Genomic DNA, 12,030 nt, shown 5'->3' with positions numbered 1-12,030 from the left:
CGGTCGAGCGCGTGCCTCGACGTGGGGTGATCGTATCGATCACCTGCCCATCGGCCAGGGCGTCCCCGTGCCAGGCGAAGTGCGCCGCCAGGTCCGCCGGCGCCTTGGTCATGCGCGAGCCCACGATGAACCCCATACCCGCATCATGAAGGGCCTGAAGGTTGCCGGCCGATAGCATGCCGGCGTCTGCGACCACGACCAGGTGCTCAATCCCGGATGCCTCCCGGAACTCCTGGATCATCGGGATCAGCGTGCTGGTTTCGGCCCTGTTGCCCTCCCAGCAGCCTATCTGTAGGGGGAAGCCGGCCCTATCCACCAGCAGCCCCACGATGACCTGCGGGTCGACCCGCCTCTCCTTGGAATAGCCCACCCGCCGCAGGGAGTCCTCCTTCTCCGCCTCGAAGTACAGGGTCGTCACGTCGTATAGGCACAGGGACAGGTCGCCGCGGCCGGTGACATGCCGCAGGCAGGCGGCCGCTATCCGCTCTCGCCACTGGCGGCCCGCGCAGCGGGACAGTGAGCGGAACAAGGACGCCCGCGACACGCTGCCCACCCCCAACTCACTGATTACACGGGGTACCTGCTCCTTACTGGTGGGCTCGACCAGACGGGCCAGCACCATCTGCCTGAAGGCCTCATCCCCGCCCACCGCTTCATCCAGCCCCAGGGCCTCATACGCCCCCGACAGGACATCCCACAGCAGAGCCGACCGCTTGGACTCAACCACCGCCGGAGCCACCACCCGGGCAGAATCAGCGACCAGGGACTCAAGATCAAGAGCCCTCTGGCCCGACCCGGCGGTGATCTTCTCCCGCCCAGCCTGAATCAGGGCCGCCAGCTCCGCCTCATCGTGGGCCGAGCCCAGGTGCTCCACAACCCGGCGCACACCGTGCTCCTTAGCCACGATCTGCACAGCCGTAGCCCCCGACGCGGTACGCACCTTACGAACATACGGGCTCACACACCATCACTCTACCGCCACCGGATTAGTGCCCCACAACCACCAACCCAACCACACCACACCAACGAAAAACCCCAATCACCCCAACAACCTGTCAGGAGTCAGGTCGGGGAGCCATCCGGTTGCAGCCGGGTGGCTGTGCCCTCTGTTGTGCCCACCGGCGTGCTGATCCTGCAAGCACAATCAGCGCCTGCAACACCGGCGCCAAACGTTGGGAACGCGGCTGAACCGTCGAGGACTCGCTGTGGCCCCCCAGGATGCTCCCCGGGGGCGGCGTCCTCGCGGCTCGGGGCTACCCCGCGTGCTCGAAGCCTTCGCCAAGCGCGTGCGGGCGGCGGTCCCGGGAGCCGTCAGGAGTAGTGCCCGGTGCCGACCATGACGACGAGGTTGCAGTCGGTGGACAGTGCCAGCTCATCCACGGTGAACCGCTCCGAGCCGCCCACGAGGTCGGCGTTCTCGGTGTCAAGAATCCGGTTCGCGTCGGACTCCGGGACGGTGACGAAGGTGCAGTCCTGGGGGACGTACTGGTGCAGGTCGGGGTGGAGCGGCGGCAGCAGGTCGGGCGTGGTAGTGGCGGCGTCACCCAGCGCCTGGCTGGTGGCCTGGTCGACTTCGACGACGGCGTGGAACCAGTAGGGGCGATCGGGCTCCGGCAGCGGCCACTCGCCCTTGTTGACCCGGTACTGCCCGACGAAGTGCACGCCTGTGGCGCCCATTGCCGGCATGCGGCTGGTGACCGACTCCAGGGATGTCTGCACGGTCAGAGGTTCAGGGACGTACTGAGTGAACTCGGCGAAGCGCTCGTCTTGCTGGTCGTCTTGACCGTGGGAGGAGATCACGGAGCATCCGGCAAGAACCAGTGCTATGCAGGCGACTGCTGCGGTGAGGAGCCTGTGGCGCATGTGCTTTCTCATGCATTTGTCCTTGTTTATTGTCTGGTTATCGGGTGATGAAGCGGCGCACGTAGAGGGTTCTCCCCGCGAGCGCCGCGAATGTTGGCGACATGCTTATTCCCAGCCCCCTAGCCAGGAGACCGCCGGTCCTCCAGGCCAGGGACTTGTCCGCCCCGAGGATGTCCGGAAGGTCTGCTGGGAGCCGGGTAGGGGTTTCGGTGTATCCCTCTAGTTCCTTGGCGAAGATCTGGTCCACCGTCACCAGGGCGTGCACCCACCTGGTGACCAGGCCGGGCAGGCCGTCGTCGGAGTCGTCGCAGACTACCCATCTGCTGGGCTCATCGCCTCGCAGAGCCGGGATCAGCGGCTGCAGGGAGGCGGTGTCGGTTCGAAGTCGGCCGGTTGCCATCTACTTGTTCTCCTCAGTACTCTCTGCCATCGGGGTAACGGTTGACGTTGTCGTCTCCGCCAGGCTCGTGGCGGGGGTAACGGCCGCCGCCGTTGTCCCACCCGCCGCGCCAGTCGTTGCGGTCCCGAGACCCGTCGTTGCGCCAGTCGTCCCGTCCCCGGGACACGGCATCGCCCCGGCCTCCCGCGTCCTGCTCGGAACCGTCTCCAAACTGTGGCGGCTCTTCCCCGACTTTCCACGACACCGTCCTGGTGACGGTTCCACTGGTGTCAAAGCTACGGGCCCAGCCCAGTTCCTCGAAGCGACCATTCTCGGAGTCTGGGGTACCGGTCGCCTTGTCTGCCTTACCTTCGTCGAAGTTCCAGTGGTCTTTTGCGGTGATTGTCGTTGTCACTGTGACGGTGTCGCCTTCAACCTTGAGGGCTGAGTCGCTGTAATAGGTGTAGCCGCCGACGGTCTTCTGCTAGTTCTCGGTCACTGGATAGTAAGAGTTGACCTTGTTCTGCGAGTGGAATTCGGTGTCCGTGTAGCCGTTCTGGGCGAGCTCGTTCGCAGCAACGACTACCTCGTTCATTTCGCCGTCAATCTCCTTGCGGATCGAAGCGTCCTCTCGGTATCCCTCCTCAAAGTCGAAGGTCATGGGTGTACCGCTGGCGTCCCGGTAGTGCTCGTACATCGGGAGGGAGTCGTCAAGGTCGGGCCGTAGCAGCTGGGCTCCCCGCAGCATCGCCTCCCATTTGAGCCATGCCTTTACGTCATCTGAGGTTGCCTCTCCCTGCTTGGACTTGAACGGAAAGTCGTCGTCGAATTCAATGGTTCGGTCTGGAGACTCCCCAGTCGTGTATCCGTTGGAAGTGGTGTACGGGATGTCCTGCGATGACAGTGGAGTGGCAGGTCCGCTCCCCGTCAACTGGGCTGCTGCCTGAGTGTCCACCAGGGAGATGGCCTGCACAAAAGCATTGAGAGTCACCTGCATGGTGGCCATCTGGATGATCAGGAAGCCTCGGCCCGTTCCTTGCTTCTGTGCGTCTGACAGCGACAGTTTCCAGTTGTCAGACACGTCAAAGCCCGCTGCCTCCATCTGTTGTGCGGCGGAAACTGCTCGCTCGCACACGGTACTCTTGGCGCTCGCGTACCACATCAGCAGGTCGGCATGCCGATCAAGATTGGTGGTCAGCTGTTTAGCTGAGGTTGTCACCGAATCGGTGTGCGCGATGAATGCAGTCGCGGCCGCGCCTCGCCAGTCCTCAGCGGCTATGGACTGCACGCTGGCGATTCCGTCAGCAACATCCTTCACTGTGCGCCCCTGGGTGGCCAGGCCGCGAGCGGCCTGGTAGTACGGCTCCGGTGTGAAGGATTTGGCTGCCGTCAGTGTGATCGTCACGGCTTCATTCCCTGTGCCCGCATGAGGCGGCTTGCGGAGGCGGCTACTTCTTCTTCTGTTGTCGCGAAGTCACTGGAAGTCTTCCTTACGCCATCTGATGCGGTTTTAATACGTTCACTCAGGTTGTTTTGAGCAATCGTCAGTTCCTTCAGGGCGGCATTGAATGCTTCGGGGAATCCCGCAGTGGCGTCCTGTGGAGTCACTGAGCAGTCGGTCGGAAATGCGGACAGGTTGGCCTGCTCTCCGTCCAAACGCGAGGCGATAGATGACAGTACATCGAAACGAACGATGAGATCGTATTGCACGGTCGCAGAGTAACCTGCCTGTGCCCTTGGGGTTGGTTCGGTGCCGCTGTTTGAGACGAAGTTAACCGAAGACGGTTCTAGCGTTCAGGTTGCTAGTCGCAACGCTGTTATGCAGGCATGTAGGCGCCCAGCCAGCCCTGGGAGGCGGCCAGCACCAGGCAGCACAGCACCAGCAGCAGCCCGATGGAGTAGGGGGCGGCCTTCTTGAGGATCTCTGCGTCGGTGCCGGGGGCGTCCACGGCGGTGGTGACCACGGCCAGGTTCTGCGGGGAGACGATCTTGCCCAGGCCGCCTCCGATGGTGTTGGCTGCCAGCAGGATGCGGGGGTCCAGGTGGGCCTGTGCGGCGGCGGTGGCCTGCAGGTTGGCGAACAGCGCTCCGGCGCTGGTGGCCGATCCGGCCACTGCCGTACCGACCCAGCCCAGGACGGGGGACAAGAAGGCGAAGGCGGCGCCGGTGGTGGCCAGGGCGGCGCCGACGGCCGTGGTCTGGCCCGAGAAGTTCATGACGTAGGCCAGGGCCATCACCGAGGCGATGGTCAGGATCGACATGCGCAGCGTGTAGATGGTGCGCGGCAGCACCGCGAACATGGCGCCGATGGAGGTCTGGAAGCGTCCGCCCGAGGAGCGGGTGCCGTAGACGATGCACACGATCACCGCCGTCAGCAGGATCCAGGTGCCCGGGTTGGACAGGGTCTGCAGGTTGTAGACCGCGGAGGTGGAGGCCTCGCCGTCGGCGGTGAGCAGGTTGCCGTACACGCCCGGCCAGGGGATCTTGATGTCGGTGCCGGACAGGACGGCGGACAGGTCCACGCCGAGCTTCCACAGCTTGGTGATGGCGATGATGACCACCACGAGCACGTAGGGCAGCAGAGCCAGGATGACGCGCTCGCGGTCGGGCTTGTCGGCGGCGGCGACCTCGGAGTGGTACTCGTCCGGCGTGCTCGGCGTCCACGCCAGCAGGAACAGGTAGCAGGCGGCGAAGGCCAGCAGCGCGCCCACCACAGAGGTCAGCTCGTAGGAGAGACTGGGAGTGATGAAATGGCCGGCGCCGGCTGCGATCCCCGCCACCAGGGCCAGCGGCCACAGCTGTCGCACGCCGCGGGTGCCGTCGAGGATGAACAGCAGCAGGAAGGGCACCAGCACGCAGATGAGCGAGGTCAGGTGGCCCATGTTCTGCGCGACGGACACCGGGTCCTCACCGCCGAGGTTCCCGGCGGTGGTCACCGGGATGGACATGGCGCCGAATCCGACGTAGATGCCGTTGCCCACGATGGTGGCGATCGCGGCCTTTAACTTGGGTACCCCCAGGGTCACCAGCATGGCGGCGGTGATGGCCACGGGCGCGCCGAAGCCGGCCAGGCCCTCCAGCAGGCCGCAGAAGCAGAAGGCGACGATCAGGGCCTGGGCGCGCTGGTCGCCCTTGCCGATCGTGTTGAACACGGCCTTCAGGTCCTGGCTGCGGCCGGAGGTCTCAGTGAGGTTGTACAGCCACACGGCCGCGATGATGATGTAGATGATCGGCACGAAGCCCATGGCCAGGCCCTGCGTGGCCGACAGCGCCGTCATTCCCACTGGCATGTGGAAGGCGGCGACGGCGATTACGGCGGACAGTGCCAGGGCGATGATCGCGCACCAGTGGGTGGCGACCTTGAAGGCGCCCATGAGCACGAAGAACGCGATCAGTGGTAACAGGCCGATGATCGCGGTGAGGAAGACATTGCCGCCGACGGCGGTCGTCGAGGGCGTGAAGGCCGTGGCGAGCAGGGCTGATGTAAGTGTCATGAGCTGTTCCGGGCGGAGTCGGGGGCGTCGGTGTCTGGACCGGAGGGCGTCGATTGCCACGGCCGCGACGTGCGGATCATCTCATCTTTTCGGCCACGGCGTGTGAGGCTCGGCAGGCCGGTTCATCGGCGGGGCTGACGGGGGGCCCAGGGGAGGACGGCCGAGTCGGCGGCCGTATGCTCCGGACGGTTGGGAAGTCAGTGGTGAGGTGGGATGTCCGCCTCGTCTGCTCGGGTTCCGAGGCTCTCCAGGACGAGACGGCGCAGCCAGTGCTCTGGGGGACTGAGCCTTTCGCGTGTCCTGGTGTAGACGGACACCGGAGGGCTGTCGATCGGCCAGGGAAGGTCGTGAAGCAGCAATTCGTGGCGTTCGGCGTACACCTCGCCGACGTGGCGCGGGAGGAGAGCGACCAGATCGGAGGATTCGACGACCAGCGGGACCGTCGCGTAGCTCTCTACCCACATGGCGACCGAATCCAGCAGACAATGCCGTTCGAGGGCCTGGTTGGGATAGATGTGCCCTCCGTGCGCCGCGACCCTGACGAAGCGACGGCCGTTGAACATCGTGGTGCCGGTGTGCTGCAGGGGGTGGCGGCGCGAGGTGACGGCTACGTAGGTGACGGGCAGGAAGGGCGTGCGCCACAGGTACTGAGTGGGCAGTACGGACACGGAGATCGACAGGTCCACGGCGCCTCGCACGAGCGTGTCCTCCACCTCCAATGATTTGGCGGGGATGACGCGAAGCCGGGCGCCCGGAGCCTCTTGTCGGAATCGCTGCAGGATGCGCGGGAGGAAAACCTGCTCTCCGATTGAGGACAGCGCGAGCGTGAACTCGTCCCGGGTCGCCGCGGGGTCGAACTCGGCCTGTTCATCGACCGCGCGATCGATCTGCACGACCGCGTCCTTGAGGGAGTGGTAGAGGGAGGAGGCCCGCGGGGTGGGGACGAAGGACCGTCCGCGGCGACGGAACAAGTCGTCTGCGAACCGGCGGCGAAGGCGTCCGAGCGCGTAGCTCACGGTCGGCTGGGTGACGTTGAGGCGGTCGGCGGCGGCGGTGGCGCTGCGGGTCTCGTAGAGCGTGACGAAGGTGCGGGCGAGATTGAGGTCCTCAAGCGGCATGGATCAACCATATCAATAACATGCGAATGAAATATTTATTGGACTTTTGGCTCCGGGGATCTCAGGATTCTCGTAACGGCCCAAAGGAGGAATTCCGATGATCATTGATGTGCACGGCCACTACACCACGGCGCCGGAGCAACTCGCAGCGTGGCGAGAGCTGCAGGTCGCCTCCGTTCGGGGCGAGGGGGACGCCCCCTCCCCCGACTCTCTGACGATCAGCGACGACGACATTCGTGAGACTCTTGAATCGAACCAGCTCCGCCAGATGGACGAACGCGGTGTGGACCTCACCGTCTTCAGTCCGCGCGCATCATTCATGGCTCACCACATCGGCGATCTGTCCGTGTCGACGGTGTGGGCCAGGATCTGCAATGACCTGTGTTATCGAGTCAGTCAGCTGTTCCCCGATCGCTTCGCGATGGCCGCGATGCTGCCCCAGTCGCCGGGATTCGACCCCGTCACCTCGGTGCCCGAACTCGTTCGCGCGGTCGAGGAACTCGGCGCCGTTGCGGTCAATATCAATCCCGATCCCTCCGGCGGGCACTGGACGGCGCCTCCGTTGACGGATCGCTCCTGGTACCCGCTGTACGACAAGCTCGTGGAGTACGGGGTTCCGGCCATGATCCACGTGTCGACCTCATGCAACCGGGCCTTTCATACCACCGGCGCCCACTACCTCAACGCGGACACGACCGCGGTGATGCAGCTCATCCAGGGGGACCTCTTCCGCGACTTCCCCGATCTCAAGCTGGTCATCCCTCATGGCGGCGGCGCGGTGCCCTATCACTGGGGCCGTTTCCGCGGGCTTGCCATGGCCCTGAAACGGCCCGAACTTCAGGAGCACCTGCTGGGCAACGTCTTCTTCGATACCTGTGTCTATCACCAGCCGGGCGTCGACCTGCTGACCAGCGTCATACCGGTGGAAAACATCTTGTTCGCATCCGAAATGATCGGGGCCGTGCGTGACGTCGATCCCCGCACCGGTCATTACTTCGACGATACCAAACGCTATATCGAGGCAACCGCGAACCTGACCGATGCGCAGCGCCGGCAGGTCTATGAGACCAATGCCCGGAGCGTCTACACCCGACTGGACCGTCAACTCACGGCACGCGGGCTGTGACGAGGAAAACGAAGAGCAAGGAGGCCGCTCATGAAAACGAACAATCTCGGCGAGGTGCATACCGGCATTGAACGAGCGCCGCGGGAGGCCGTTGAGGCGCTCTCAAGGTTCGGCGTCGCCACGATTCACGAGGCCATGGGGAGGGTCGGGCTCATGCGTCCCTACATTCGGCCCGTCTACCCGGGCGCCCATCTGTGCGGAACTGCGGTCACCGTGCTGTTGCAGCCGGGCGATAACTGGATGCTTCACGTTGTTGTCGAGCAGTTGAGCCCGGGCGACGTGGTAGTTGCCGGCTGCACGAGCGAAAGCGAGGACGGCTTCTTCGGGGAGCTGCTCGCGACCTCGATGCGCGCCCACGGTTGTGCGGGGCTGGTCATCGACGGCGGCGTGCGCGACGTCGCCTCGCTGGAGGCGATGGGCTTCCCGGTGTTCAGCCGTGCCATCAGCGCCAGGGGAACCGTCAAGGCGACCCTCGGCTCCGTCAACGTCCCCGTGGTGGTGGCGAATGCGAGTGTCAGCCCGGGGGACGTCGTCATCGGGGACGTCGACGGCGTCGTCGTCGTACCTCGCCAGTACGCGGCAGCCGTGGCGCAGGCGGCCGCCGAGCGCGAGGCGAACGAGGCGGCGAAGCGGACCGAGTTTCAGGCCGGAACCCTCGGCCTAGATCTTTACGACATGCGGGGCCGGCTCGAGGCCAAGGGATTGACATACCTCGACTGACCCCGAGGCGGCTGCCACGCCCGTCATCCAATACCACTAAGGAGATCAATGATGATCCATGGACAGACCACCGGAGACTTCATCAAGACCGAGGGCTGGCTGGACTGGTGCGAAGACCCGTCCGTGCCCGAGCTGGCCCTGCCCGATGGGGCGGTTGACGCTCACTGTCACGTATTCGGCCCCGGGGAGCGGTTTCCCTACGCGCCCCAGCGTAAGTACACACCCTGCGACGCCCCTGCCGAGCAGCTCTTCGCGTTGCGAGACCACTTGGGCTTCTCCCGGAACGTCATAGTGCAGGCAACCTGCCATGGGGCGGATAACTCGGCGCTGGTAGACGCCTTGCAGCGCTCCGACGGGCGCGCCCGCGGCGTCGCGACGGTGACTCCGGACGTGGACGAGCGTGAGCTGCTCCGCCTCCACGAGGCCGGGGTCAGGGGGGTGCGCTTCAACTTCGTCAAGCGGCTCGTGGACGCGGTTCCGACCGACTCGCTGACCGCGATCGTGGAGAAGATCCGCCCGCTCCACTGGCACGTAGTCGTCTACTTCGAGGCGGTGGACCTGCCCGAGCTCAGCGAGTTCTTCGCCGCGATCCCCGTCGATGTCGTCGTTGATCACATGGGACGCCCAGACGTCACGAAGGACGTCAACGGGCCGGAGTTCGGACTGTTCCTCCGATTCATGGAGGAGAATCCCTCTGTCTGGGTGAAAGTCTCCTGCCCGGAGCGCCTGTCGGTCACCGGGCCGGCCGCGCTCGCCGGCGAGCGCAATGCTTACACGGACGTCGTCCCCTTCGCCCGCCGGCTCGTCGAACGGTTCCCCGACCGGGTGCTTTGGGGGACCGACTGGCCCCACCCCAACCTCAAGAAGCACATGCCCGACGACGGCCTGCTGGTGGACTACATCTCGCGGATAGCGGTGAGCGCTCAGGCCCGGCACAAGCTACTGGTCGACAATCCGATGCGTCTGTACTGGCCGGAGGAGACGGCATGAGCGCCGCGGAAGGAAGGGGACTGGGAATCAGAGTCCTGTGCTCGATGGCCGTTCGGCATCTCCTGACCGACCTCGCCGAATCAGCCCAGGGAACTCGGGGAGTTCGGACGAGTCCGGTGGTTGTCACCTCAGTGGGGGGAGTGACGGCACGAGAGATGATTGCGACTAAGGACTGTGCCGACGTCGCCGTCCTGGCCGACGGGGCCATCCGGTCGCTTGAGCGCGAGGGACACATTCTGCCCGGGACGGTCACCCCACTGGTGGTCTCCGACATGGTGGCCGCGGTACCGGAGGACGACGGCGCCTCGCCCCGGCCGGACGGCACGGCCTTCGCCGACGCCGACGGCCTTCGCGGCGCCCTGCTGGAGGCGCGCTCGATCGGCTATTCCACCGGCCCCAGCGGTCGTGCACTCCTGTCCATGATCGACGGCTGGGGGCTGAGGCCAGCGCTGGACGACAGGTTGGTGCAGGCGCCCGCGGGGGTGCCCGTGGCCGAACTGATCGCCTCCGGGACGGTGTCTCTCGGATTCCAGCAGAGAAGCGAGTTGACGGGGGCATCCGGGGTGAAGGTGCTCGGAGCCCTACCGGCCGATTGTGCGGTCAAGTCCGTGTTCTCGATGGGTGCGGCCGCACGTGCAGTCGATACTCGCGCGGCACGGTCGCTAATAGCCGAATGGGCCTCCCCGCGTACTGGCCGGATGCGGCTGGCGCACGGATTCGAACTGCCCTGAACGTGACGGCAGCACCGGACCCGATCGGCCGGGTGGCGGGCCGCCTGCTCTCCAACGACGTAGAACGGTAATGCAATGAAATCTCAGATGATCAAGCTGGGCGCGTGCATGGCGCTTGTCGTCATTCTGCTTCTCCTGCCCGCTCCGGCCGGGCTGTCCCCCATCGGCTGGAGGGTCTTCGCCCTCTACCTCGGCGTGATGGCCGCATTCATGCTGCGGCCGGTCCCGGCGCCGGTGACGTTTCTTCTGGTAATCGGCGCGGTCGGCGTTGTTCTGCCGACCGGCGGGGAGATCTCCTTCGAGGACCTCCTGGCCGGATACTCCAATGCCACGGTGTGGCTGGTGTTCTCGGCATTCTTCATCGGTACGGCCTTCGCCACCACCGGGCTGGGCCGGCGAATCGCCTACCATCTCATCGACATGATGGGGTCCACGCCCCTGCGCCTGGGATACGTTGCCTGCCTGACGGACCTGGTGCTGGCGCCGGCGACCCCCTCCAACGCCGCCCGCACCGGTGGGATCACCTATCCGATTATGCGCAACGTGGCTTCTGCGCTCGATTCCGATCCCGGCCCCAAAGGCGGGCGAATCGGCCGATACCTGACAATGACCACCTATTACGCCAGCTTCGCCACCTCGACGATCTTCCTCACTGCGATCGCCTTCCTCCCGCTCACCGTCCAGGTCATCGGGGAGGGACTGGGCGTGGCTCCGGTGACCTGGATGCAGTACACCACCTACGCCGTTGTCCCGGGTCTGGGCCTGCTGCTCATCGTTCCGCTCGCGGTCTACCTCATGGAGCGGCCGCAGCTGCACCGCATCGACAACAAGGACATCGCCCGCCGGGGTCTTGCGGAGCTCGGCCCGATGACGGGGAAGGAGAAGTGGCTGCTGGTTCTCTTCCTGGCGGCGATCCTCGCATGGGCGCTCGGGTCGTTCTTCGGAGTCAACGCCAACGCGGTCGCAGTACTGTTCGTGGCTCTCCTGAGCGTGGTTGGTGTCATGTCCTGGGAGGACGTGTTGAACACCAGGGCGGCCTGGACCACCTTCATGTGGTACGGGGGGATTGTCGGCCTCATGGGTGCCTTGACGAAGACCGGATTCTTCGCCTGGCTCGGTGACTTCATCCGAATGCACGTCCATCTGAGCGGGCTGCCGTGGCTCCTGACCCTGCTCGGCCTCATACTCGTGGTCATAGCAAGCCGTTACCTGTTCGCGTCCGGAGTGGTGTATGCGGGAACGGTACTGCCCATACTCGTGGCCATCGCGGCGGCCGCCCGCGTTCCGGTATGGCCCGCGTTCATGACGCTCGCGCTCGTGTCTATTTACGGCGGTCAAGTGACTCACTACTCCGGGACGCTGTCCCCGGTGCTGTTCGGCACGGGATACGTGAGTCAGCAACGATGGTGGGCGATGAGCCTCGCCATGGCGCTCATCTGGACGGTTGTCTCCTTGGCGCTTGGCCTACCCTACTGGAAGCTTCTTGGTTTGTACTGACATCCGGGCCATCCGTATTGTGCCCTAGGGGCATGAGCCGGTTGATTCCGGGGCGGGTGTGAGCGTGGGGCGTGCGATACGGCGGTCGGCCCCGTAGCTGCGGGCTACGGGG

The 12,030-nt window shown here is 65.1% G+C and carries 13 protein-coding genes; 5 read left to right on the top strand and 8 right to left on the bottom strand.

Annotated elements, in window-relative coordinates; translation table 11 throughout:
• The 8 genes from DRB06_RS11680 to DRB06_RS11650 form a co-directional block, all read right to left on the bottom strand.
• On the bottom strand, positions 1–940 hold a 940-nt coding region (locus tag DRB06_RS11680; protein ID WP_181575265.1), incomplete at its 3' end, for an IS1634 family transposase.
• A gap of 371 nt (positions 941–1,311) precedes the next feature.
• Positions 1,312–1,875, bottom strand: a complete 564-nt coding sequence (locus tag DRB06_RS11675; RefSeq protein WP_146750878.1) for a hypothetical protein — start codon at positions 1,873–1,875, stop codon at positions 1,312–1,314.
• A 25-nt stretch (positions 1,876–1,900) separates the two neighbouring features.
• Positions 1,901–2,263: a hypothetical protein gene (locus tag DRB06_RS11670; protein WP_111820032.1), complete on the bottom strand. Its 363-nt coding sequence runs from the start codon at positions 2,261–2,263 to the stop codon at positions 1,901–1,903.
• 13 nt (positions 2,264–2,276) lie between these two features.
• Positions 2,277–2,657: a hypothetical protein gene (locus DRB06_RS11665; protein ID WP_111820031.1), complete on the bottom strand. Its 381-nt coding sequence runs from the start codon at positions 2,655–2,657 to the stop codon at positions 2,277–2,279.
• A gap of 69 nt (positions 2,658–2,726) precedes the next feature.
• Complete coding sequence (locus DRB06_RS11660) at positions 2,727–3,647, bottom strand: WXG100 family type VII secretion target (RefSeq protein ID WP_111820030.1); 921 nt, start codon at positions 3,645–3,647, stop codon at positions 2,727–2,729.
• Positions 3,644–3,952: a hypothetical protein gene (locus tag DRB06_RS15870; protein ID WP_146750877.1), complete on the bottom strand. Its 309-nt coding sequence runs from the start codon at positions 3,950–3,952 to the stop codon at positions 3,644–3,646. The genes DRB06_RS11660 and DRB06_RS15870 overlap by 4 nt, the downstream gene beginning before the upstream one ends.
• A gap of 107 nt (positions 3,953–4,059) precedes the next feature.
• On the bottom strand, positions 4,060–5,736 hold the full coding sequence (locus DRB06_RS11655) for an L-lactate permease (RefSeq protein ID WP_111820029.1): 1,677 nt from the start codon (positions 5,734–5,736) through the stop codon (positions 4,060–4,062).
• A gap of 197 nt (positions 5,737–5,933) precedes the next feature.
• Positions 5,934–6,854, bottom strand: a complete 921-nt coding sequence (locus DRB06_RS11650; RefSeq protein WP_108965873.1) for a LysR family transcriptional regulator — start codon at positions 6,852–6,854, stop codon at positions 5,934–5,936.
• Positions 6,855–6,951: 97 nt separating this feature from the next.
• Between DRB06_RS11650 and DRB06_RS11645 the strand changes: the two genes are divergently transcribed.
• The 5 genes from DRB06_RS11645 (at position 6,952) to DRB06_RS11625 (ending at position 11,918) form a co-directional block, all read left to right on the top strand.
• Positions 6,952–7,980 (top strand): amidohydrolase family protein, encoded by a 1,029-nt coding sequence (locus DRB06_RS11645; protein ID WP_111820028.1) that lies wholly within the window; start codon positions 6,952–6,954, stop codon positions 7,978–7,980.
• Positions 7,981–8,010: 30 nt separating this feature from the next.
• Positions 8,011–8,700, top strand: a complete 690-nt coding sequence (gene ligK, locus DRB06_RS11640) for a 4-carboxy-4-hydroxy-2-oxoadipate aldolase/oxaloacetate decarboxylase (protein WP_108965877.1) — start codon at positions 8,011–8,013, stop codon at positions 8,698–8,700.
• A 48-nt stretch (positions 8,701–8,748) separates the two neighbouring features.
• A complete protein-coding gene (locus DRB06_RS11635; protein ID WP_108965879.1) occupies positions 8,749–9,690 on the top strand; it encodes an amidohydrolase family protein in 942 nt (313 codons plus the stop codon).
• Positions 9,687–10,421 carry a substrate-binding domain-containing protein gene (locus DRB06_RS11630; protein ID WP_220093024.1) on the top strand — a complete coding sequence of 245 codons (735 nt, stop codon included), beginning with the start codon at positions 9,687–9,689 and terminating at the stop codon, positions 10,419–10,421. The genes DRB06_RS11635 and DRB06_RS11630 overlap by 4 nt, the downstream gene beginning before the upstream one ends.
• A gap of 75 nt (positions 10,422–10,496) precedes the next feature.
• Positions 10,497–11,918 (top strand): DASS family sodium-coupled anion symporter, encoded by a 1,422-nt coding sequence (locus tag DRB06_RS11625; protein ID WP_108965881.1) that lies wholly within the window; start codon positions 10,497–10,499, stop codon positions 11,916–11,918.
• Positions 11,919–12,030 lie beyond the last annotated feature (112 nt).

The organism is Actinomyces sp. Z5, from assembly GCF_003287795.1.
Classification (GTDB): domain Bacteria; phylum Actinomycetota; class Actinomycetes; order Actinomycetales; family Actinomycetaceae; genus Actinomyces; species Actinomyces glycerinitolerans.
Note: the sequence above shows the minus strand (reverse complement) of the source record. Positions and strands in the feature narration are given on the sequence as shown.